The following is a 23538-nucleotide window of genomic DNA, read 5'->3' on the forward strand; positions in this document are numbered from 1 at the left end:
GTCCTTCCCGCGCGGCTCAGTTCGTCGCGGGCCAAAGATAAATGAGGCCGAGGGGTTCGAGCTGGCGGGCCCGCACGGCGTAGCCCTCACGTACGGCCAGAGGCTCGGCGTCGAGGTCGTTCTGAAGGCGAAGAAGCTTGTCGTCCCAGGAGCGCCGGTCGGCCTCGAATTGGCGTAGTTCCCGCTCGCGCTGCTGGCGGTCTTCCGCGGAGGCGAGGTCGAGTTCGAACTGGGCGGGAGCCTGCGCGTCGCGCATCGCCTCGCGCACCTTCTCGATTTGCCGCCGCAGCAGATCTGCTAGCGCCCCAGCTTCCCGCTCCCCGTTCTCGGCGAGGTCGGCCACCGCTGCCGCTTCGGCTGCTTCAGCGCGAGCTTCGAGATGCGGGCGCAGGTCCGCGATGTCGGCCGCGACGCTCGCGCGCAGTCGCGCCAACACGCCCTCGCTAGGCGAGACTCCGCGGCGCAGGGCCTCGTCGAGTTCGGCGATCGTGGTCGCCTCGCCGGTCTCCGCGTAGGGGACTAGCGGCTCGGTCTCGCGCCGGACGTCGCGCCACTGCGCGGTGACCGGGATGATCTCCTCGTGCAGCCGGCGCGCACCTGGCCCGAACAGCGATAAACGGCCGATCAGCACCACGCGCATACGGGGGTCGCGCGCGACCATTGCCGTGACGCGCCCGACCGAGGCGCGAAAGCCTTGGCTCGCGAAGCGCGAGATTAGGCGCCGCACCAGCCGGTGCTCCAAGTGGAGCTGCACCACGTCCTGCGGCTCGGGCTCGCCCTCAGCTACGAGGGGCGGGTCGAACACGAGGCCGCGCACGGGGGTCTCACGGCGCCAGCGCGCTCGGTCCTTTGGGCGGGCGGGCCGGCCGGGACGGAGTTCGTCGAACAGCGAGGCCCAGCTTGGATCCTTAGCGAAGGCGGCCTGCTCGGGGTCGAGCAGCGTCGCCTCGGCCACGCTGAACCCGCCCGGCTGCAAGGCCGCCCCATCCTGTGCTAGCGCAATCTCGACGACGCGGCGGATGTCCGCGCCCGCGACGCCGACGCGCTTCTTCGCGCGCTCTAGGGCGGCGTGAAGGCGCTCCTGCTCCTCCTTCAGACGCGCGATCCGGCGCTCCTGCGCCTCGCCGAGTTCCCGCTCAGCGAGCGCCGTGCGGCGCGACGTCTCGCCCTCGATCTCCCGCGCGAGGCGAGCCGCCTCGCCGCGCCGAATGCCACCGCGCGCCAGCCGCCCTTCGATGTTCAGGCGCAGCACCTCGCCTGAGGCGCCGAGTTCGCGCCGGATGGTTTCGGTCTTGCGCACCAGCGCGTCGAGGACGCGGTCCTCCTCGCGCTGGTCGTAGACGAAGTAGCGGCAGCTCACCGTCTTGGCGGGTTGCAGCTTGCGGTCGATGCGGCCGTTGCGTTGTTCGAGCCGCGACGGATTCCAGGGCAGGTCGACGTGGATGAGGTCGCGGCAGCGGGCCTGCAGGTTCAGCCCCTCGCGTGCTGCGTCGGTGCAGACGAGGATGCGTACCGGCTCGTTCGCGAAGGGCGCGTTAAACGCGATCTTGATGCGGTCGCGCTCCTCTAGGCCTGTCTGGCCCGTGAAGACCAGGATGCGCCCATCGAGGTCGATCGCGCCCCGGCTGCGCTGCAGCAGGCCCTCTTTCAGGCGCTCCACTAGCCAGCGCCGGGTATCGTCCCACTCGGTGAACAGGATCAGGCGGCGGTCGCGCCAGCGCTGGCGGCCGTCGAGCATCTCGGCCTCGATCCAGTCGAGGAGCTTCTCGACGCGGGCGTCTGGCAGGTCGCGCGCGGCCCGTGTGACCGCGAGCATGCGGTCGACGTGGGCGATGGCCGCGTCGATGTCGCCGAGCTCGCCTCGTGCGCCCTCGGTGGCGCTGCCGAGTAGGTCGTCGTCCTCCGCGACCTCGGGCGCCGGCCCGCCCTCCTCGACGCGTTTGCGCAGGAGTGTGCGACGGTGAGTGGCGAGCGTGCGATCGAAGGCCGCGATTGAGGAGAATAGCCGCTGCTGCAGGTTAGCGAACAGGAAGCGGGCCCGCGCCCCGCCCTCAGCCGAGGCGCGGTACTCCTCCAGCATTTCGGAGAGCCGCAGCTCCGGCGCGTCAGGCGGGAGGTCCGCGATGCGGATCGGCTCGACGACGCGCTCGGGGAAGGGCTGCCCCAAGCGCCGCAGGTCATCCTTCAGGCGTCGGACCATCACGGGCGCGAGGTCTTCGGGCTCAACCGCGATGCCGCGGTGGAAGCGCTGCGGGTCGAGGATCTCCAGCAGCGTGGCGAAGGAGTTCGAGTGCCCGTTGTGGGGCGTGGCGGAGAGGAACAGCCGGTGCTCGAAGCGCCGAGCGACCTGGCGCACTGACCGGGTCATCTGGCTCTCGACGGCCCACGCCGCCCCCGCAGAGGGCGCGGCGTGGTGGGCCTCGTCGAGGATGAACAGCGAGCGCCCGCGGAATTCGCCCAGTAGATCCCGCAGACCCCCTATGTACGTGTCATCCGCCAGCACGCTATGCGAAACGATGAAGCGCGAACCGATGCTCCAAGGATTAGCCGCGAAGCCGCGGCTGCGACGCGTGTCGAGCAGGTGCTCACGATCGACGATGGTGAAATCGAGGCCGAACTTCTGAGCCAACTCGTCTTGCCACTGCAGCAGCATCGAGGCGGGGGCGGCCACGACCGCGAAGTCGATCCGCCGCCGCAGCAGCAGCTCGCGCACGATCAGCCCGGCCTCAACGGTCTTGCCGAGTCCGACGTCGTCCGCAATGAGCAGGTTCACGCGCGGCAAGTCGAGGGCCTTGGCGAGCGGCAGGAGCTGATAGGCATCGAGCCGGATGCCGGCGCGAAACGGGGCTTGGAACAGCTTGCGGTCCGCTGCTGAGGCGGTGCGCCACTCCGTGGCGCGCAGGAAGGCGCCGAGCCGGTCAGGTCCCTCGAACGAAGTATGTAGGAGCGGCGCCCAGTCTTGCGAGTCGATGATTTCGACGCCAATCTCAGGTGAGAGCGTCAGACGCAGTGTCTCGCCTTGGGAATCATCGTCGACCGAAACGAGATCGACTAGAGGAACTCCATTGGCCTCCTCGACGCTCTCCACGAGCCAGGTTTTGGACCGCGCTTTGACGAATGATCCGGCCAAGCATTTGAGGGTGACCGGCCGAAAGCCTGTGGGAACCAGATTCATCTTGCGACTTTTCGACTATATAACAATCTTATACTGTAAAAATACGAGAAATTTACACCGCAGCTTCGGACTTTGGAGGATGTCCTCTTTTTCTATCCTCTGTAAGTTAAGGATGTTATCACCGTCAAGCTTCGATTCCGCTTGCTTGGCATCTTCGTCCGAAACTGGTGCCAGGTTGTCGCTGTGCGAGACGGCCGGAGTGCGGAGCAATGCGTGGGACGCCCTAGGTGCTGATCGAGGGGGGGCTTGAGCAGTCGACAGTGGCCGGAACCCAACGGATAGTTTTGCGAGAAGGCAGTAGGAGCCGCCGTCGCTCGGCATGGTTATCCTAGAGGCCTGCGCAGTCTTGTCGGCTGCTAAAAGTGGCTTTGCAGGCGGTTCACGTTGAACGGATTCGGTTCGGGAAGGTTCGGCTTCAGGCGGCGTACCTCTGATGCCGATAATCGCTTAAGGAGCGCTCGAAACTCAAACTACAATCCACCTCAGAGCTGATCGCGGCACTTGCGGAAGTTCATGCGCGGCCGTGCTGGATGGGGCCTTGTTCACTCGAGCTGCTCCTGAATCTGGGCTATAGTTGTCCGCAAGATGGACGAGTCCAGCCCACCGCGCTCGTCGTCCTCGGATGTGAACAGGTTCTGCCCGAGCGTGAAGCCGTTCGCCTCGTACCAGCGCTGCTTCCACTCCCAACCTTTGCGATAATCCTCCCGCTGCATCATCCCGAGATGCTCCCAGAGGACTAGATCGCCATCAGCGCTCACGAAGGAGAAGTCCGGACGAAGCCGACCGGGCTCGACGTCGCCTTCGAGCACCCGCTCATACTCATAATCTGTGCCAGACTGGAAAAGCATGTTGGCGATGACCAGCTCGGACTTGCTCCGCACGAGGTGCCCCTTCTCCGTGCGATGAATTAGGTTCTCGGCGTAAGGCACCTCGGATTCGGCTCGCCGAAGCACGCCCTGAAACAGATTGGTGTTCCGTCGTGCGGTCTCCGACTTCTCGGGTCTAGTGTAGTCAAACAGCACTGAGGCATTTTCTCCCTCGACGAGCAGAACGAGCTGGCGTCGCGACCGAGTTAGTGCCGTGTAGAGGAGTTCACGCGACAGTGGTCGACAGTTTTTTGGTAGCATCACGAAGACCTTTTGGAATTCGCTTCCTTGCGATTTGTGGACCGTGATCGCGTAAGCAAGCTCCAGCGGTCCCGAGCCCCCGGGAAAATCACGACCGCTATACCCGAAAGTGAGGTTTGGGCGGCCGGCAAAGAGCGTATTAAGCCATGGCGACTTGCCGCCGGCCACTAGGCCGACCTCACCGTTCGCGACATAATGCTTGTCCGGTGCCGATCCATCATAAGCATCTCGCCATTGATTGGCGACTTGAATCACCTTGTCGCGGATGACGATGCTCTCGTCGCCCAGGCTGATCACCCAGGGATTCTCCGCGGCCTTGAGCTCACGCGCGCGGAAGCGGCGCTGCGTCCAGCGGTTTACGTCGTGAACTCCATAAGGATGGAGCCGCACAGGCGACAGGATCTGCCAACGCTCGGAGCCGTCGGGGTCGTCGAACGGAACCCACCCCTTCTCATCAATTCCGAGCGATGCGTTGAAGCCGATCGTGTCCACCGCGCTCGCCATCCCGAGGTGCCGCTGGAACGCTTCGCCAAGACGCGTCCGCAAGTCTTCCGCGGTCTGCCAGAAGAGCAGGTCAAGGTCGTTGAACGGACGCCCGAGCTCGAGATCGCTGAGGACGCGATCCGCATCGACCGGCTGAGGTTCGCGCGTGAACCAGGAAGCGAGGCGAAGCGTGTCCGATGGATCGTCGGCACCCGCCACGGCGCGTACTTCGACTGTCAGCCGCGCCAGCGCATCGCCTAGCGCCACACCCGCCACATCTTTCGCCTCCGTCGTCTCTAAGAAGGTGACCAGATCGGCGAAGGGGCGGCCGACCCCAATTGGCGGCAGCTGGTTCGGGTCGCCCACCAAGATGATCCGCTGAACGTGTGCGAGATCGAGGGCTTCGAATACGGCGACTAGGTCGTCCATTGTCAGCATCGAGCATTCGTCGATGACGACGGTGCGTTCCTTGCGGTGCTTCTCCTCGCCGGTGAAGCGAGGACGCTGGCGGGCTCCGTCGTAACGTCCGAGTTCGTTCAAGAATTGCGCGACGGTCTTCGCGTCGCCCCGCGCGGCCTTTCCGAGCCTGACGCGCGCTTTGCCGGTGGGCGCCAGCAATAGGATCCCACCACGCGCGAGCTCATCGTTGAGCAGCAACGCTCCCATGACCGATGTTTTGCCTGTGCCCGCCCGCCCTACGAGCGCGGTGAGGCGGCGGCTGGTGAGACGGCCTAGTGCCACCGCCTGCTCGTTGATCGCGAGGGCGTGTCGGGTGTTACTCGGATCGTAGGCGCCACCCGCTTTCTCGATCGCTGTAACGAGAAGTGCCTTCCAATCGGCGGCGATGACATTGGCCGCGCGCCCTGCCCGCTTGCTCATGAGCGAGCGCAGGCGATCCTCGCGCATCTTCAGATCGTTCAGCTGAAGCGCTGTGATCGGCGGTGCATCCGGTTCACCGCTCCTTACGTCTACGATCTCAATGACGCCGGCTAGACCCGCGGCATTGGCTGAAGGCCAGTCCGAACCGATCATGCAGGGATGGGCAAGATCGATAGTTCCGACCCTGTCCAGCGCTTCCGTCGCGCTGAGGAGGGCGTCACCATTGTCTGCAGCGCGCCGCAGCACCGCAACGATCGCCGCGCGAAAGCGACGTGGATCGTTGATCGAGGTCATCCGCGACGGCTCTGGCAGCGGGTGTTTGGCCGCGACGGTGGCATCAGGCAGGACGCCGCGGTCAATGACTCCGATCGAGATTGCGGTCTCCCTAGCGTCGCCGAGATCGACCTCTGCCATGCGATAGGGATTCGCAAGTATTTCGGCGTCGTTGACGCTGCTCGTGGTCGCACCCCTGCGCTTTGCGGGATCGAACCATCGGAGAGCCTGTCCCGGTGTCAGAGACATGCGAGACAGCAGCTTAAGCAGCGCTCGACGCTCTTCAGGCAGATTAATCCAGGTCTGCCGGACCGCCTCAAGGTCGGATACGTAGGCCGCTTGCGGCGGCTTCTGCTTGCCGTGCAGCAGGGCGTCAACGACTGGCCACGGGTCATCGTCGCTAGCGAGGGCTCCGGTGGCCAGCAGTTCGAGGCTGAGCGCGGTACCGAGCCGCATTCCAAGCGCCTCCAACGCCGATCCGACCCCCGGGAAAGCCCCGCGGTCAGTCCAGGCCAAACCGATCTGGCTGTTGAGCCACTCCTCGCGGCGCTCCCACGGACCTTTGGCGATGCCGTGCGCGCGGATTGTTCGGACTGCATCGAGGCAGCGGATCAGCGTCGAGAGAGCTACATCAGTCGGTGCCAACTCGGCCGCGAAGGAGTAGACCCGCATGTGGGCGGGGTCGGGCGAGACCGCGATCTCCTCCAACAAGCGTCGCCGCCGCTCGTCCTCGGCGGCATCGCCCGTCGGCTCAAGGTACTCATGATAAGGAAATAGGAATCCATCCGTCCCGTCCGGCCGGATCGAATGCCGCAGCAGCCGATCCCACATTGGGTAGGTCGGTTTACCGGGCTGCACGTCATAATGCTTGGTCGCTGTGATCTTCTCGATCCGGCCGACACCGACGATGAGCCGGGAGATAGTGTCACCAAGCGGCTGGCCCTCCTTGCAATAGAAGAAGACCAGGGAGTGTTCAGGCTTCAGCCGATCGAATACAAGATCAAGAAGTGCGGCCTGCCGGGCTCGGCCGAACACCCAGGGACTTGCGAAAGGCGACTTCTCATCCGGCGGCAGTGGTGAGGGTAGCTTCGCATCGATCGCCGTCTGCTCGCTCTTGAGCATCCAGCCGAACGGCACCGCGAACGCCGCGTATTCCGGGACCTTGACAATGGTCGACTTCAGTACGCCGTGCGTGTCGGCCGCTTTCTTGATGGTCGCATAGGGGTGCTTGAATCGGCGAATCCAGGGACGCTCGTTCATGAAGGCTCCTGATTCGGCCTTGCACGGCGGGAGCTGCTCCGGCGTCAGCTCGTCCCAGCCTACGGCGGCGATCTCATCCAGCGCGTCGTCGTCCTTCTCTTCACGAATGCGGTCGAGGGCCACACAGAACGAATTGGATGATGGCGCGGGACAGACGCGCCCGTTCCAACGCGAGCCGTGCCACGCCACTCGCATCGTCAAATGATGCACCACGGCCTTCTCTCCTCAGCGCCTGCCGAAGGGACGTCTCTAAGCTGGGAATCCTTAATCGGAAGCGATCGAGGAAGGGGGCTGGCCGCTACAAAACCTGCGGCGGTTCAGGCTAGCTGCTACTGATTCAGCAGTTCACAATCTCAAAGCCACTTGAATGGACGACTACATCCAGGGAAGGTACGGACACGCCGGAATGTAGCTAATAGGTGGATTTGCGACGGTCCGTTTCAGAGCACCATCGAGTAAATGCAGCTGTTCAGTCGGCAGCGAAAAGCGACTAAAACCGCTCATTTGCTCACCGGCCAGCAAAGCTAGATCCACGGGAATCACTTGCGCTTGCTAGCGAATAAAATCAGACGCTCGTGGTCGTAATTGAAAATTCGAATGTAAAATGCCGGCGACCTAACTTCATATCCGGTTGGAATATGCAGGACAAAATATCATGAATAGCGGAGATAGATTCGTTCTGGGGGCCGTGATCGTAGGATTCGCAGTTAATATTGCGAGCAACATAATGGGCGCGATGGCCCCGGAGCTCTCTAAGTGGGTCTCAATTGCACTTGCTGTTTCAGTCCTAGGATACTTTATATATCGAACGGCACAAATGATAATAAACTACCTATATTTTGGCCGATTTGCAGCGCTGGTTTATTTTCTAGGCAATGACAACCGGCTGCTTCTAATAAAACATCCTTATCATAGACGTTATCTGCCGCCTGGGGGCCGGTTAAAATATGGAGAAACACCGGATCAAGCTGTGGCAAATAGATTGAGGGAAGAAACCGGAATCGTAAATTTTGAATATCACCCTATTTTTCATGCTACATATAGACCGGTTTCGGATCTTGTAGAAGAAGTTCCAAGACCATACGCTGTTCAACGTGAGCACCGACGGCAGCGAGGGGGCGTAAGATCGCACTACGATTTTATCTATGTCTGTAAATTTGCATCTAGGGAAGAAATAATATCGAACTCATCAATATACCATGCTCGATGGGCGTCGTATGATGAGCTTACTCGGATGGAAATGGATGTCCGCCCGTTCGATGACGTGGTAACCATGTACTCAAGAATAATTATGATGATTCAAGCACATGCCCGAGAAGGTGAATAGATGCCGAGGTAATTACCCTTTGAGTGCGCGCGAGTGGGGGGCGCTGGCGAGAGGCCGATGTGGGGCCCCTGCGGCGCGTCTTGCCAGGAGCCGATTTAGTTGACTCCCTCGTGGGATGTGCGGCAGCGAGCTGGAACGCCTGAGTACGGAGGAACTGATCGAGCTGGTGCTGCGGCTGCAGCGCCTTTCGACACCTCGCGCACCTCTTTGACGCCAACCCTCCACCGATCGCCAGGAGCGAGGCGTACAGGCCAGGCCCGGAGATTCCACGCCGGCTCACAAGTGCAATAGCCGGTTGCTCTGCGGGGATGCCGACGAGGTTGTTGACCATCGTCCCGATCGCTGCTCATGGCGTGGCAGCACTCTACGCGGTGATCTCCCCGCCGAGATCGCTTAGCGTCGCCGAGCGGATCGAGTTGCCCGAGGTGGAACCGATCGTCACCCGGCATCAGCGGCTCACGGTGCGAAGCCCTTCGGCCCGCGGTGTGGATCTCTGAGCGCTACATCGCTTAATAGGCGAGCCGCAAGCGGCCATCTCTGAAGTCTAAATCCGCGATCAAAACTTCCCATCTCATCTGTGTTTGTGACATCATGTCAACGGCGAACAAACGCGATCGACGCAGCGACCGCTTTAGAGCAGAATGGCCATCCAACAGTCGCACTTTTACAAAACAGAAAAGTGAGAACGGTTGCTTAGGCAAAGCCGATGATTAGCGAACTCGAACAGCTTAAGCTCCGACAGATATCGGGATGGCAGCACCCCGGCATTATGGTTGAATGTGGTACTGAGTAGACGGCATGGACGCGCAACAAAGCGCAGCCGGACATGAGAACGAAACTTATTAAAAAGCCGTCCGCGCTAGCAAAGTAAGTTTTTTGATGCTGTCAAACAGGCGCGAGCTACACGTTCATTTCGGCCACGAGCTCGTCAACAAAGGTCTCCATAAATGCCAGCCTGTCTTCTGCTATTGTTTTGCCACCCGGTGTGTTCATAAGCTCCGGCAACTTGCGCAGTTTCACGAAAAAGTGATCCAAAATGTATTTACCGTCATCCAGGTCACGAGCACAAGCTAAGGGATCGCTTGAATGGAACAACTGGGAACCCAAGCTCCCGCCGACCGCAAAGGCTCTGGCTATACCAATGGCGCCGAGAGCTTCGAGCCGGTCGCTGTCTTGCAAGATTTTTGCTTCTGTGCTTCTAGTCTCTATACCTGCCGAGAAACTGTGCGCCTCAATAGCGTGAGCTACGTCCGGCAACTTCTTCTCGGGAAAATTTAATCTCGTAAGAATCTCGACAGCAACTTTTGCCGACAAAGCCGAGGCTTTAGAGCGTTGATTCGAGCCTTTAGGGATGTGAACGACATCATGAAGGTACGCAGAAGCCATTAAAACTTGGATGTCCACCTCGGTATGATCAAGTTGTACGATCTTCCTGCAGGTACGCCACACTCGGCTAAGATGGCCGATGTCATGCGCCGCATCGGACGGGACACGCAGAACTTCCTCCTGAAGCCGAGCTTCCAGGAACGACTCATACGTATTGTCCAAAGCCAACCACCTGAAATATAAGCCCTCCGCTTTGATAGCACGGAATCGTCAGCGATGCGAGAGATAGAGAGCAGAGCACGGCGCTGCCTGTCGTCTGCATATGCGTTCCTCATCAACCAGACTACGAGCCATCGTAGAGCTTGGGGCAACGCTCCTGGCGATGCCGTAGACCCGTGGCCAACCGGACACATAGTATACCACCTTCCCGCGCACGAATTCAGGGACTCTATATTTGGTGCTTTAGCATGGCTGAAAGCTGAACAGCTGCCAAATGGATCATGGGGGACTGCTACATACGAGCTGAAGAATGATGTCGGAGCCACCGGAGACGTGCTTATTGCTCTTGGCCATCATCTCGGCCCTCAAGATTTGAGTTTTAAACGGGGGTTGTCTTATTTGTGTGGACTATATGAAAACGGGTGGCCACTCTCGCGCCGGTTTAATAGTACAAAATTGTATAGCACGGCGGCTGCAATTAGAGCGCTCTGTCGGAGTGATCGAACCTACCTTCCATCCTTGATATTGCCGGACGCTTGTTCGACGCTTCTTGGAATGCGCAATTCAGATGGTGGTTGGCCGCAAGTATCAGGACTTAAGTCCGATCCATGCTTTACTGCCTTTGCCATCGTGGCTCTGCTTGATGTGACTAAACTCTGGAGCCTGGAGTTCCCGGAGGTTGTGTTCCGAAAGGCGTGCAAATTTTTGTTGTCGAGGCAAAGCACGGACGGCTCGTGGACCGATTGGCACGGAATGTCAGAAAGTCCGGACGCGACAGGTAATATAATCCTTGCATTGTTGTCCTGCGGTTTCATCTCGCCTCAAGACGCAAGGATTATCAAAGCTGTAGAATTTATTTGCGATCGGCAGATTGGGTCGCCGGGAGGGTGGGGACTGCCGCCGGTCAACGGACGCATTAGTCCATTAAACTGGGTGACCTGCTACAGCATGCTAGGGCTTCAAGCCTTTGTGCAAGCTATCAACAGCCTGGAAGACCGAATCGAGGTGAGCACTGGTTCGCGACGTATGCACGTATTCCGTCAGCTTGACCACCTCAAAGAACTAGAACCTCCTCCGTATTCCGAAGTCGTGAATCTAAAAGAATTCTATTGTTTTCCGTTGGACGCGATAGTGCCTTTTCCATTGGTTCGCCCCTTAGATGCGACGATGGCAGATGCTGTTCCAAAATATGTTGGAAAAAAACTTCCGACCGAAGAGATAAAAAAGGCCCTCTCGAAGGATAATCATATCGTAGTGCTCGGCTGCTGGTCCGAACATTTGGAGGAGCATCCGGATTGGTTTCAATATGAAAACTTGAAAGAAATCGAGTTTAATCCGCCGCATAAGCAGCCTGGCCCCGACCGACCCGTCAAGCGTTTTAATACCATCAGGCCACGTTTCTATTGGGCTCAGCGACAAAATGATACGGCAGTTGATCTTGTCTGCGCCGTCTTTCCTGGCCGAGATTACGTGCTTCAATATGCGAGCTTAATCCGGCATGCTGCCGCTGAACTAAAGTACGACTATCATTCTCAATTCAATATAGTGAGGTACCCGCTCGTTGAGGCGAAGGCGGCAGCGTGGACCGAACTTGGCGAGGAGTTTGTTGAGCCCGGAGATGTTGTCGTTATCGGCTATGTTGACGAGTTAGAAGGGCACCTTAAGGCAGCCGGAAAATTCGAGCTCGTCCCTCGCGCCGATGGATCTGCCTTCTTCGAAAACAAATTCTATTTGTCCACACGTTACCGCAACAAATCAACTGGAACAGTGGTAAACTTTCTTGGGGTGAAATTTTCATTCTGGGGGTCGATATCGGAGGTGCTCGCAGAGCGCCTTTGCAAGCTGCAGACGAAGGAGATAATATATTTTGCGAAACTCGGGACTCTGACTGCTAACGATGATATCTACAATACAGTGTTCTTTGGCCGTGACTACTTCATAGTTGACCATACTCGACTACAGGCAAATATCAAGGGGCTCCGTAATTATCTGGCCGAGTATCATAAAAGCCAACGCGCTGGCCGACATGTCTCGGTTCCCACAGTTTTAGAAGAAGATTTTCATCAGCGAGCGGTCCTCACTGAACTTTGCATAGAGACGATCGATAATGAGGTTTCCAAGATTGCTCGAGCTATTGAAACCAATAACCGGTTGTCGACGCATCAAGTACGTTTTTCTCCGGTCCATTTCGCAACAGATTACATTAGGAGTATAGACGAAAAATTGGAAGTTACACATTCGGATCTCTCAAAAGACCATACGCCGGAGGCGCGAGGCAAGAAGGCGGTTATTATTGATTATATTTCGGCCCGAATATTGATACCTTATCTAGAGGGGATTTGAATCTTCACCTTTTCGTGTGGGCTGGACCCTCCTACCCGTTTACAGAAAGTCGGCACGTCAGGGGACGAGATTTTGACAGACGTCCCCCATTGCCTTGGTCCGGCGTGAGTGTGGGTCTTCCGCTGTTTGGGGAGTTGACCACGTTTGTCGTCCAAAGCCTGTGCAAGTTCTCGGACTGTGACGGCCGTCTACGGGGGTTATCCGTGGGCCGGGCGTGCGGTTCGCCTTCACGAGGTGATCGAGCGCGCAGCAGGTACGGCCGCGCGCTGCATGCTCATGGACGCGCCAGCGGCACGCTTACAGGAGGCCCGGTCTGGATGCTCGATCCCGTCGCGTGCGGGGCGACGCGGGCGACGCCGCAGCCGGCGGGTGCTGAACGGCATCTTCTGGCGGCTGCGCACGGGCGCACCCTGGGCCGACATCCCGGCGCGCTACGGCCCGCGGCAACCGCTTTCGACGCTGGCGCAAGCGCGGCATCTAGGATCGGCTTCTGGATGCGGTCAAAGGCTTACGACGGCGACCTGCAGATGATCGACGCCACCAGCGTGCGGGTTCACCAACATGCCGCCTGCGCCCAAAAAAAAAGACGGTCGATCCGGTGGCATGGGTCGCTCGCGCGGCGGCCTGACGAGCAAGATCCACGCGCTGGTGGATGCCGAGGGCCGTCCGGTGGCCCTCAAGATCACCGGAGGCCAAGCGCATGACGGGCGCGCGGCGGTCGACATGCTGGGCGGGTTAGGCCACGGTCAGATCCTGCTGGGCGACCGAGCATACGACAGTGACGCGCTACGCGCCCGGATGGCGGAGCAGGGCGCGTGGGCGAACGTGAAGCCGATGTCCAACCGCAAGCAGGTGCTGGCGTTCAGCCCGTTCCTGTACAAGTACCGCAACCTGGTTGAGCGCTTCTTCAGCACGATCAAGCACTTCCGAGCCGTCGCTACCCGCTACGACAAGGATCCCGACAACTTCCTGGCCGGCGTCAAACTCGCAGCCCTGCGTGTCTGGCTGCGTGCCTTATGAGTCCGCGACCTACTCCACCGCCGCAACCGATACCCAACCCCAACACTCAATGCGGGCAATCAATCAAAATCGATTTAACAACTGCATCGAACTCATCGACAATTTTTTGGTGTAAGAGGGACCGGTAAAACAGCGCTGCGCGAATCGCAGCATCGGATCCATCCTCAGCGTCCAGCTCAACCGCTTCAGATCTCGCCAGGGCGGCATATTGGTGCGCGTACTGGACAATTTTCTCCGGGGTAAACGTCGTTATATTGAGAACCATGCTGCCACCGTTGTCTAAGGGCGCGCCGAGTAAGCCAGACCGACGTAGTGTCGCGTAGAGAAGGAATGGTATCACGCCATAGGGATGATGGCCGTACTGTCTGACCCCTTCGATATGGCTACTCAGCCGGAGAAGAACATTGTAAAAGAAGACCGACGAAGCTGTTTTCGACGGCAGGAGTGAAGCAGCAAAACCGAAACCGAGAAGGTCCGCCCGAAATTCCTCTATGTAGACAAGCGGCCACACCGTTTTCCCGCCTACTTTGAAGTATCCGTCCCGGTATTTGCTGTCTGTGTCGTAACCTATGCAATGACCGGCTTCGTGTACATAGTATTCGATCGCCGAAATTTGTTCGATGTCGCCAATTAGTTTTTCTATTACCAACATAACCTCATGACCCAGCAAGCTGGACGTGAAGCTGCGCCGCTGTCTCCATCGATTCAATGCCTTACGAACATCGATGATGTCCGAAGGCATAGTTTCGCTTCTTTCGCTACGTATGAAATTACTCCGCTTGTAAAGTATGTCAGGTTCCTTCGCGAACTCGCCAGCGCGCCGCTCAACCAAGGCAGGCCGGATTTCGAGCTTAGCCTGCCCACGCCATTGCGGATCCAAGCGTAAATGAGCGTTGACCGCGGCAGAGTTCAAATCGGCCGAATCAAGCGTAGCCCAATGGCCACTCAACCGAGATAAGCTATGTTGACGCTTGCTCTGGACGCGGTAATTCCCACGTAAATCAAACCAGTCGCCGCGCTCCACAATCATCCTCCGGACAAAGCCAAGGCCGCTAAGGATTTACCAGTCGTAGCCAACGATATTAGTTCTTCTAGGCGGAATTCAGCTATGAGATTGCCCTGACGCTCAACTCGCGGCAACGAAACCGCAAGAACTTTAGCAGCCTGGTCGCTTAGCTCTGGGCAACGCTCTGCAATCTTGGTCGCTAAAACTGGCGCCAAATTTATAAAGACGTCCGGCTCGACAGCCCTCTCGATTATATAGTTTCTACAAGCGGCAAGCCAAGGGTCATCGGGAGCCGCAAAGCCGCTCCTTGAAAGCGTGTCGTGCAAGCAGGAGGCCAGTCTCCCTGTTGCGATAATCTGATCGTGCGTCCGCGCAAGCGCGAGCGCGCGATAAGCGCCTTCTCTCATTGCTGTCACGAGATAGCTCCCGGCATCGCAGCTTAGCGAACCTTCACCGTGACGATCTTGGGTAGAGATACGATTAGCCATTGTTGATGGCAGGCGAGGAGCCAAAGCGTCGTCTACGTCAGCATGCGCGGCGATCTGATCCAATGCGCTGAGCAGGTAAAAGTGCGCAAGCTGGACAGCTCGGATGGCAGCAGCCGCCTCAGCAACTAAAACTACCCGCTCGTCATCGAAGCGGGCCTCCAATTCGCCTGCATGATCGTGATCTAAATCGAGCGTCATATGCTTTCGCCAGCCGACGAAAGCATTCGGAAGCCCATAGTTTTTCTCGACGGCGTCGTAAAAATGCTCGCTATCGTGGCGAAATATAATGCTCGATTCCTGGAAATATGCTATGAGCAGGTGACCAAGCGGCATTTCTTCGGCCACCCGAAGCGCATGATCTTCAAATGCCGTTGAGGCTGGGAGCGGCACATAAGATTTCACATCGGATGCAAGAAGGCGCGCGCCCGCTTGATTTACAAAATAAAAAGCATCGCAGTGCCAGTATTCCTCTAACGCGTCTTCGCGGAAGAATTCTCGCAGATCAGGATCGCTCGTCGCCAACGCCATTCTAGCTGCAATCACTCCAGCCGATCGTGAAATATGGTAATTATGGATCATCCAGGCTGTTAGCTCCCCCCGACTGGCCTGACCAGTTCTGAGGCGCTCCCACGCTGGGTGGGCATAGTATTCGGCGTAGAGCTGCGAACGCAGAGGTTGAAAGAGCTTTAGGAGCGACCGCTCGGTCATCCGCCTCGGCGGCGCTGGAAGAAAGCAACCTTGAGCTTCTAGCAGCGTGACAAGCCCTTTGACACGCTCGTCAACCAAGCCAGGATTGATCTCTCGCCTCTGTAGGAGATCAAGCAGAGGGGCGCTCGCTTTCAACTCGTCGGAAGGGAGCTCTACTTGCCAGTGAGCGAAGGAAATTGATGTTAAGCCATTGGCCTCTTCGAGCCGGACCTCAGGACGAAGTACCATCGTATGCAAATCTGACATCACTTCCCTCCGTCACCGCAATCTTATTCTACTAGCGAACGATGACGGAAGTGGCCGTAGTTACGACCTTTACCCGTGTCCCTTTAGGAAGACTAAGCAAGTCTAACAGCTGATGTATTTTCTGTGGATCGTTGTGAAGATCGCCAACTTCGCCCGAGATGACTAGCGATCTCGCAGACTCGTTTTGGTCTGATCCAATCTGAAGTTCAGTTTTTGTCTTTTCCTCGTTCGGCATGTCGCGTGCCTCCATCTACGTTATGGGCAAAGCCAAGCCATCACAGGACTACATGCATACGACGGAGTTCACGGTAGCACGCTAGATTGACTTGCGCTACCTGTTGTTTGCGGTAATGCGTATATCTGTTAAGCTATCTCTGACCTGGTCCGGCCCCTCCGTGTTTTAGTCATGAGCAAACGTGGTGCAAACAGTGTTACGGTTATTTATCCGAACGGAATATCTAATCCCGGCGGGGCCTCGACCAGATTCGCCAGCATATCTAAAGTAGTTGCCGAAGGGCAACTTTGAACCTTTGGACTGCAACGAGTTTCTGTCGAATGCGCCTTATGATAGAAATCTGATTCGCGAGCTTGTCAACCGAGGGGCTTAGTACATGGCCGGATCGCTGTTCGCCCGTCTGGATCAACGATTCGGCACTAGGCCTCCGGCTGCACAACGCCAGAAGGATTTGCAGAATCGCATTGAGAATTTCGCTCACCATTTCGATATACAGACTTTAAAAGCGGGGCGAGCTCGGAAGACAAAGCTAAACGTCGTAGTCGTGGGTGGCGGGTTTGCGGGCCTCATGGCGGCAAATAAGCTTGCTTTATCTTTCAATGTTAAAGTTTTCGAGGCTCGAGATCGTTTAGGTGGCAGGGTCTGGACGCATTTAGATGAGGGCGGATACCGAGCGGTAGAGGCGGGAGGTGAGCTTATTGGATATAATCATCCTACCTGGATTATGCTTGCAAAGAAATTCGGTCTCGGGTTCACCGTTCTCACTGGCGAGGATGCGTTTACCTCTTTAGATCTTGATTCTCCGTTACATTTGTGTGGCCGCCTAGTCGCTAGGAAAGAAGCAGAGGGCATTTACAACGAGCTGGGAGTTTTAGTGAATAAACTGTGCGTCGAGGCAAGCTCCATTGGTGACCCATACATCTGCTGGAAAGCGGAAAACGCTGTCGATCTCGACTCGGTCAGTTTGGGCGAATGGCTCTCGAAGCAAGATTGCTCGGATCTTGCCCGCGGCGCGATGGAAGTGCAGTTTTCAAACACTAATGGCGCGCCGACGTCGTCGCAGAGCTATTTGGCTAATTTGGCCGCAATCAGGGGCGGTGCTCTACACGGAAAGATTGATGACTATTTTACTCAGTCCGAGACTTTAAGGTGTGAGCAAGGAAATCAGAGTCTTGCGATAAGCTTGGCGAGGGAGATTGAAAGGCAGGGGGGAGAGGTTCGCCTGTCAACACCGATCAGCTCAATAGATATCGGAGAATCCAAAGCCAGTATAACTTCCGCGGGTGGCGATATTGTCGAGGCTGATTATGTTGTTTTGGCGGTACCGCCGAGTTTATGGTCGTCGAGGGACCCGACTGGTATCCGTATAAGTCCGGAGATTCCAGCCGATTATCGCATGTCTATGGGGAGGGCGGTGAAATATCTCAGCGGTGTTTCGACGCGGTTTTGGTTCGGTCGCGGCTTATCGCCGAACGCGACACTGGATACTGCGGGATTGACTTGGGATGGTACTGACAATCAGGCACAATTGGGAGGAAGACCGCTTACACTTAGCCTTTTCGCGGGAGGCCCGGCTGCTGATCGGGCGATCGAGATTCGCAGAGATTCGGGAGACGAGAGTGTGAGAGTTTTTTATGACGCTGAAATGGCAAAGATCTACCCTGACTATGCCGGTAATGTGGTCGGAGGTCCAAAGTTTATTTGCTGGCCTGATGATTGCTGGACAAAGGCGGGCTATTCGTGTCCGGCACCCGGTGAGGTGACCCGGATAGGCCCTTTCTTAAGCCGGCCTTATCATGGGCGACTAGTTTTTGCGGGTGAGCACTGCTGCTTACCTTTTTTTGGCTATATGGAGGGGGCTCTTCAATCTGGTCTCGCCACGGCTGACGCTATTATCAAAGTCGAGGGTCTGCTTTAGCAACGCTCGCCTTGGACTTCTCACTGTGGTCACCCTGGGTTCTGACCTAAGCTGAAGCGGAAATTACCATTATGGGCTGCTTCGTTTCGGCTCGTTATCTGAGTAGCGACAGATGTCCCTTTGCCAGTTACCCGAGCCTAGGAGCTGATGAACCGCAATCGGCCAGATCCGGTTGTTTCTCATTGCCACAGCTCTATAAGGATCTTATCACGAGGCGGACATTTTGTCCGGATCACCCCCGCCGACGCACTTTTCTCGGGATGTCTGGCAGGCGCTGACGAAGTTGCTTAGTCGGTATACCGGGGGGCACGGGAAGAAGTCGCCGGTCAAAGTGCGACGCTTGCCTAATCATCATTGACAGGGAGACTTTCCATATCACCCTATGCAATGTCCGTTGCATAGGGTGATACGGGTATTAGATGGCTTATAGTCGCTTCATCTCCTACCTGCGTGTCAGCACCGATCGGCAGGGTCGCTCTGGGCTGGGTCTAGAGGCACAACGCGCGGCCGTCACTGACTACCTCAATGGTGGTGCCTGGAAGTTGGTCGCCGAAGTGGTCGAGATCGAGAGCGGCGCGAATGCCGAGCGGCCGGAATTGACCCGTGCCCTTGCTCTCTGTCGCGCTCACCGCGCCACGCTTGTGGTTGCCAAACTCGACCGGCTTGCCCGGGATGCGCATTTCTTGCTCGGCCTGCACAAAGCCGGTGTCGACTTCGTCGCATGCGATATACCCTCGGCGAACCGGATGACCGTCGGCATCATGGCCGTAGTTGCTGAGGAAGAGCGCCGGATGATCTCTGCCCGCACCAAGGCCGCGCTGGCGGCTGCCAAAGCGCGCGGCCAGAGACTCGGTGGATTCAGGGGCCGCGCTGGCACAGCTGAGGACACGGCCAAGGCTCGCCTCGCCCGCGCTTGTAAAGCCACAGAGCAAGCCGAGGCTCTTGCACCGATTCTGGCACGCCTCGACCCAGAAGGTACCGCGTCACTACGTGCTGTAGCCGCCGCATTCGAGATTGAGGGTGTTCCCACGCTAAGCGGCAGCGGCAGCTGGACGCCGACGGCCGTGAAGAGACTGCGGAGCCGTCTCGCATCCGCAAGCGGCGTATCGTCCAAAATCGGCTGAGTTGGCGGGCGCTTCTCCCATCTCCACTGAAGGCAATGAGCGTCAAGCTTTAGGCCTAGGTTTGTGAAGCCATGCATCTGCTACCGTAACATGCGGCGCGTGTTGCGGAGCCGAAATATCACGCGTCCGAAATGTCTGATCTGTCTGATGGCGGTTCGTAAGATCAGACAAGACGTCTTAAGTGCATATTTCGAGATAATGTCCATTGATTTGATTGTGTTCTCGAGTTATACTGAGCTTATCTATAGCGAGGCAGCGATGACCCCCACTTTGAAAAAGCATTCAAACGGGTATTATTACGTCCATTGGATGGAAGGGCGCCGCACTAAACGCTTGACGACGAAACACAAAGATGAACTGCGCGCAGCAGTTTTTCTGGGGAATTTTATTCTAGATGAATGGGCGCATAAGATCTTTGGTTGCACAATGTATTCTTCGGAACCAGTAAAAGATGCTGAAAGAAGTCTGCATAAGAGTCGGCAGACTGTCAAACGGCATCGGAACGGGACCCCGGATCGGCTTCCAATCGGGACCCCATCATGAGCGTGGCGTGACGCCCCTGGTCAGCCCGGCGGAGCGGGTCGGGGTAGCGCAGCCGGGCTGAGCATGGATCCTGGAGGCGCGGGGTGCGAGCCGGCCTCAGGCGCGGTTCTTGAAGCGCCAGCTCTCGTTGCCGGTCTCGACGATCTCGCAGTGATGTGTGAGCCGGTCGAGCAACGCCGTGGTCATCTTGGCGTCGCCGGCAAACACGCTCGGCCACTCACCGAAGGCGAGATTGGTGGTGACCACGATCGAGGTGGTCTCGTAGAGCTTGCTGATGAGGTGGAACAGCAACTGCCCGCCCGACTGCGCGAACGGCAGGTAGCCGAGCTCGTCCAGCACCACGAGGTCGAGCCGAGCGAGGTGGTCGGCGATGCGGCCCTGCCGGCCGGCCCGCGCCTCAGCTTCGAGCCGGTTGACGAGGTCGACCGCGTTGTAGAACCGAGCCCGGGCCCCATCCCGGATGCAGGCGCGGGCGATCGCGATGGCGAGATGGGTCTTGCCCGTGCCGGTACCGCCAACCAGCACGACGTTGCGCTGATGGGCGAGGAACTCGCCGCCAGCGAGGTCGCGCACCAGCCCCTCGTTGATCGGCGTGCCACTGAAGTCGAACTCGGCGATGTCCTTGGCCAGGGGCAGCTTGGCAATCGTCATCTGGTAGCGGATCGAGCGCGCCTGCTTCTCGCTGATCTCGGCCTGGAGCAGGTCGCCGACGATCTGCTGCGGCTCGTGGGTACGCTTGACCGCGACCTTGATGATCTCGTCGTAGGCAGCCTTCATCCCGAACAACTTCAGCTCGCCCATGGTGGCGAGGATCTGCTGACGTTCCATCATGGGGCTCTCCTCAGGCTGTCGTAGCGGGCGCAGTCGGCGACGGGCTCGTGGCGCAGCCGCAGACCCTCGGGCGTCAGGAGGGTGACGGGCGCGATGGGCTCGCGCTGCCGAGCCAGGATGTTGAGGATGACGTCGGCCGAGTGCACGCCCTCGCGCAGCGCCTCGGCGCAGGCGGCCTCCACCGCGGGCAGGCCATCGCCGAGCACGGCGGTCAGGATCTCGACCATCTGCCGGTCACCGTCGGCGCTGCCGGCGAGCTTGCGCCGGATTCGGTCGAGGGCGGCGGGCAGGACCCAATCCTTGAACGGCGCGCCGTTCCGGAGCGCGCCGGGCTTGCGGGCCAGCACCGGCACGTAGTGCCAGGGATCGAACACCGTCTGGTTGCGGCCGAAGACGCGGGCGTGCTCGGCGACGACGCGTCCGTCCTGTCGGATCTCGACACGTTCGGCATAGGCCCGCACCTCGACCGGGCGGCCGATAGCCGAGGCCGCGACAGAGTAGCGGTTGTTGTCGAAGCGCACGAGGCAGGTCGAGGACACCGAGGCGGTGACGGCGTGGAAGCCGTCGAAGCGACCGGCATAGGGGACCAGCGCCGCTCGCTCGGCCTCGAAGGCCTGCCACACGGTCGTATCCGACTGCTCGGGATGCGGGTGGGCCTTGGCGTAGGCGATCACCCCATCGAGCAGCAGGGCGTTCAACTCGTCGTAGCTCTTCACCCGGACGCGCGGGGTGAACAGCCGCTCGCGCACCAGCCCGACCTGGTTCTCGACCTGGCCCTTCTCCCAGCCCGAGGCCGGGGTGCAGGCCACCGGCTCGACGAGGTAGTGCGAGCACATCTGCAGGAAGCGGCGGTTGTAGGCGCGCTCGCGCCCGACGAAGATCGTCTCCACCGCGGTCTTCATGTTGTCGTAGATCCCGCGCTGGCAGGTGCCGCGGAAGAAGGCGAACGCCCGGTCGTGGGCGTCGAACACCATCTCCTGGCTCTCGCGCGGGTAGGCCCGCACGAACAGCATGCGCGAGTGGCAGAGCCGGACGTGAGCGACCTTGACCGTGACGGTCACGCCGCCGATCAGCACGATCTCGTGGCTCCAATCGAACTGGTAGGCCTCACCCGGGGCGAAGACGAGCGGCACGAAAGCGGGGGCCGTCACGGCGGTGCGCGTGCGCCTCCACCCCTTGGCGTAGCGGCGCACCGCGTCGTAGCCGCCCTCGTAGCCGAGCCCGCGCAGCGCCTCGAACACACGGATCAGGGTCAGCCGCTCGCGGGGAGCCTTGCCGGCGTTGGCCAGAAGCATCCCGTCGAGTGGCTCCCGCCATGGCCCGAGTTTGGGCGCGGGCTGACTGGTGCGGGTGTAGCGGAAGGCGGTCGCCTCGGAGCGGATCACCTTCCGCACGACCTTACGGGAGACCTTCAGCTCCCGACAAATCTGCTTGATCGGCTTCTGCTGCACGAAAAAGGCGCGGCGGATCTTGGCGATCGTCTCCACGACAAACATCCCCCGCGCTCCTCTCGTTCGAACACGAGAGGCAGTCTGGATGAGTTGTCCTGGGGTCCCGTTTGGACGCCGATCACCCCAAAAACGGGGTCCTTATTCCACGCCTAAACACATGTCCCAGAACGGCAACGCCTACCTGGAGGGTCTCGGCGAGGCGGCCTGGGCGCCTCTCAGGGCCTATTGGGCGAAGCCGAACGAGGCCGCCGTGGAGTCCATCCGCGCCCGCATGACCCTCGACGGGGTCAAAGCGCCCTACTTCCACGGGGTGCCCGACCCGTCCGTCATCGAGCCCGAGGCGTACACGCTCGACGCCGCCATCCTGGCCCGGCCAGGCAACGCGGACCGCCAAGTCACGCTCAAGCTCGACTACAAGCGCAACTTGGAACGCTACCCGCTGGTCCAGGCCTTCTTCCGCGAGCGCCGCCCGAAGCTCCTCGCGATATGGGGCCGCAACGACCCGTTCTTCGTCCCGCCGGGAGCCGAGGCGTTCAAACGCGACATCCCGGACGCACGGGTGCGCTTCCTGGACACCGGCCACTTTGCCCTGGAAACGAACGTGGATGACATCGCCCGGGAGATCCGGGCCTACTTCTGAACCGCCGGCGCGCCGGGCCATCCTCGCGGACCCGGCACACCGTGGGGTAGTTCGGAGAGGCTGTGCGCTCAGGCCTGGGCGGCCATGGTCCGGGCCACGTCGGCGGCGCTGATGCCCTCCAGGGCGAGGCCGTAGCCGGTGCCCTCCTCGACGAGCCGGCGCAGGCGCTGCGTCAGGGCGATCCGGGTGTAGCGGCCGGTCAGCGGCGGCAGGGCGGCGATCCCGTCCGCGATCTCGTGCGCCCGGGCCAGCAGCCGGTCTTGCGGCACGATCTCGTTGACCACGCCCCAATCCTTGGCCGTCTGCGCGTCCAGGACCTGCCGCGTCAGCAGGAAGTACCGCCCGCGGATCGAGCCGATCACCTCGGGCCACAGGATGTGCATGCCGTCGCCCGGCACGATGCCGAATTCGAAGTGCGGCTTGTCCTGGAAGACCGTCTCGGGTGTCGCGAGCACGATGTCGGTCAGCAACGCGTACTCGCTGTGCAGCAGGACCGGGCCGTTGAGCGCGCTGATCATCGGCACCTCGATGTCGAGGATGTTGCCGAGCACCTTGCGGCCCTCCCGCAGGATCTTGTCGTAGCCCTGCGGCGTGAAGAAATCGAAGCCCTCGGGGCTGATCGCGTCCATGAACGCGTCGCCCGCACCGGTCAGGATCACCGCCCGGTTGTCGCGGTCCTCGCCGATGGCGTGGAACAGGTCGACGAACTGCTCGTGGGTGTGGCCGTCGAAGACGAGCTTGCCCCCCTCGGTGTGGAGCATGACCTCCAGCACGCCGTTCGGCTCGCGGGTCAGGCGGGCATTGGGGAAGGCGTCGCGGTAGGTGTCGAAACGGGCCATCGGTGCTGTCCTCAAGGTGGCCGGCCCCGTTCGGTCGGCGTGAGGACGAGGTAGACGGCTCCGTCCGGCGACGGATG

12 protein-coding genes and 3 pseudogenes are annotated in these 23538 nt (G+C 59.5%); 7 read left to right on the plus strand and 8 right to left on the minus strand.

The annotated features are described in order from the left end of the window. Positions 1-16: 16 nt before the first annotated feature. The gene (gene drmD / locus MMR14E_RS28605) at positions 17-3175 is read right to left on the minus strand and encodes a DISARM system SNF2-like helicase DrmD (RefSeq protein WP_331318998.1); all 3159 of its coding nucleotides are present in this window, start codon (positions 3173-3175) and stop codon (positions 17-19) included. A 542-nt stretch (positions 3176-3717) separates the two neighbouring features. Continuing rightward, positions 3718-7410: an AAA family ATPase gene (locus MMR14E_RS28610; RefSeq protein WP_331319000.1), complete on the minus strand. Its 3693-nt coding sequence runs from the start codon at positions 7408-7410 to the stop codon at positions 3718-3720. Between the two features lie 442 nt (positions 7411-7852). Here MMR14E_RS28610 and MMR14E_RS28615 point away from each other — a divergent pair, with 442 nt between their 5' ends. Beyond that, positions 7853-8524: an NUDIX hydrolase gene (locus MMR14E_RS28615; protein ID WP_331319002.1), complete on the plus strand. Its 672-nt coding sequence runs from the start codon at positions 7853-7855 to the stop codon at positions 8522-8524. A 115-nt stretch (positions 8525-8639) separates the two neighbouring features. Beyond that, positions 8640-9000: pseudogene (locus MMR14E_RS28620) on the plus strand (IS66 family transposase); the annotation flags it as partial. Between the two features lie 424 nt (positions 9001-9424). On the opposite strand, the gene MMR14E_RS28625 reads toward MMR14E_RS28620, so the two are convergent. Beyond that, entirely contained in the window at positions 9425-10072 is a 648-nt protein-coding gene (locus MMR14E_RS28625; RefSeq protein WP_331319003.1) for an HD domain-containing protein, read from the minus strand. A gap of 552 nt (positions 10073-10624) precedes the next feature. Here MMR14E_RS28625 and MMR14E_RS28630 point away from each other — a divergent pair. Continuing rightward, positions 10625-12412 carry a prenyltransferase/squalene oxidase repeat-containing protein gene (locus MMR14E_RS28630; protein WP_331319004.1) on the plus strand — a complete coding sequence of 596 codons (1788 nt, stop codon included), beginning with the start codon at positions 10625-10627 and terminating at the stop codon, positions 12410-12412. A gap of 276 nt (positions 12413-12688) precedes the next feature. Beyond that, positions 12689-13432, plus strand: a pseudogene (locus tag MMR14E_RS28635) (IS5 family transposase). A 46-nt stretch (positions 13433-13478) separates the two neighbouring features. On the opposite strand, the gene MMR14E_RS28640 reads toward MMR14E_RS28635, so the two are convergent. Then, positions 13479-14456, minus strand: a complete 978-nt coding sequence (locus MMR14E_RS28640) for a hypothetical protein (protein WP_331319005.1) — start codon at positions 14454-14456, stop codon at positions 13479-13481. A 2-nt stretch (positions 14457-14458) separates the two neighbouring features. Then, complete coding sequence (locus MMR14E_RS28645; protein WP_331319007.1) at positions 14459-15880, minus strand: hypothetical protein; 1422 nt, start codon at positions 15878-15880, stop codon at positions 14459-14461. 611 nt (positions 15881-16491) lie between these two features. On the opposite strand from MMR14E_RS28645, the gene MMR14E_RS28650 reads away from it, so the two are divergent. After that, the gene (locus MMR14E_RS28650; RefSeq protein WP_331319009.1) at positions 16492-18033 is read left to right on the plus strand and encodes an NAD(P)/FAD-dependent oxidoreductase; all 1542 of its coding nucleotides are present in this window, start codon (positions 16492-16494) and stop codon (positions 18031-18033) included. 419 nt (positions 18034-18452) lie between these two features. Next, positions 18453-19157 carry a recombinase family protein gene (locus tag MMR14E_RS28655; RefSeq protein ID WP_331319010.1) on the plus strand — a complete coding sequence of 235 codons (705 nt, stop codon included), beginning with the start codon at positions 18453-18455 and terminating at the stop codon, positions 19155-19157. Between the two features lie 639 nt (positions 19158-19796). Here MMR14E_RS28655 and istB read toward each other — a convergent pair. Both istB and istA read right to left on the minus strand, forming a co-directional pair. Continuing rightward, positions 19797-20531 carry an IS21-like element helper ATPase IstB gene (istB, locus tag MMR14E_RS28660; protein WP_331319012.1) on the minus strand — a complete coding sequence of 245 codons (735 nt, stop codon included), beginning with the start codon at positions 20529-20531 and terminating at the stop codon, positions 19797-19799. Between the two features lie 2 nt (positions 20532-20533). Beyond that, positions 20534-22027 (minus strand): annotated as a pseudogene (gene istA, locus MMR14E_RS28665) (IS21 family transposase); the annotation flags it as partial. A gap of 112 nt (positions 22028-22139) precedes the next feature. Here istA and MMR14E_RS28670 point away from each other — a divergent pair. Further along, positions 22140-22622 carry an alpha/beta fold hydrolase gene (locus tag MMR14E_RS28670; RefSeq protein ID WP_331319016.1) on the plus strand — a complete coding sequence of 161 codons (483 nt, stop codon included), beginning with the start codon at positions 22140-22142 and terminating at the stop codon, positions 22620-22622. A 68-nt stretch (positions 22623-22690) separates the two neighbouring features. Here the strand turns inward: MMR14E_RS28670 and MMR14E_RS28675 are convergent, their stop codons facing one another. Beyond that, positions 22691-23461, minus strand: a complete 771-nt coding sequence (locus MMR14E_RS28675) for an enoyl-CoA hydratase/isomerase family protein (RefSeq protein ID WP_331319017.1) — start codon at positions 23459-23461, stop codon at positions 22691-22693. Positions 23462-23538: the final 77 nt, after the last annotated feature.

It is taken from the genome of Methylobacterium mesophilicum (assembly GCF_036441335.1).
In the GTDB taxonomy this organism is placed as follows: domain Bacteria; phylum Pseudomonadota; class Alphaproteobacteria; order Rhizobiales; family Beijerinckiaceae; genus Methylobacterium; species Methylobacterium mesophilicum_B.

Excerpts from the sequence above, each read along its gene's own strand:
- MMR14E_RS28655 (WP_331319010.1), top strand. The coding sequence starts at position 18,453 with ATGGCTTATAGTCGCTTCATCTCCTACCTGCGTGTCAGCACCGATCGG.
- drmD (WP_331318998.1), bottom strand. The coding sequence starts at position 3,175 with ATGAATCTGGTTCCCACAGGCTTTCGGCCGGTCACCCTCAAATGCTTG.
- istB (WP_331319012.1), bottom strand. The coding sequence starts at position 20,531 with ATGATGGAACGTCAGCAGATCCTCGCCACCATGGGCGAGCTGAAGTTG.
- MMR14E_RS28630 (WP_331319004.1), top strand. The coding sequence starts at position 10,625 with ATGCGCAATTCAGATGGTGGTTGGCCGCAAGTATCAGGACTTAAGTCC.
- MMR14E_RS28650 (WP_331319009.1), top strand. The coding sequence starts at position 16,492 with ATGGCCGGATCGCTGTTCGCCCGTCTGGATCAACGATTCGGCACTAGG.
- MMR14E_RS28675 (WP_331319017.1), bottom strand. The coding sequence starts at position 23,461 with ATGGCCCGTTTCGACACCTACCGCGACGCCTTCCCCAATGCCCGCCTG.
- MMR14E_RS28615 (WP_331319002.1), top strand. The coding sequence starts at position 7,853 with ATGAATAGCGGAGATAGATTCGTTCTGGGGGCCGTGATCGTAGGATTC.
- MMR14E_RS28670 (WP_331319016.1), top strand. The coding sequence starts at position 22,140 with ATGTCCCAGAACGGCAACGCCTACCTGGAGGGTCTCGGCGAGGCGGCC.
- MMR14E_RS28645 (WP_331319007.1), bottom strand. The coding sequence starts at position 15,880 with ATGTCAGATTTGCATACGATGGTACTTCGTCCTGAGGTCCGGCTCGAA.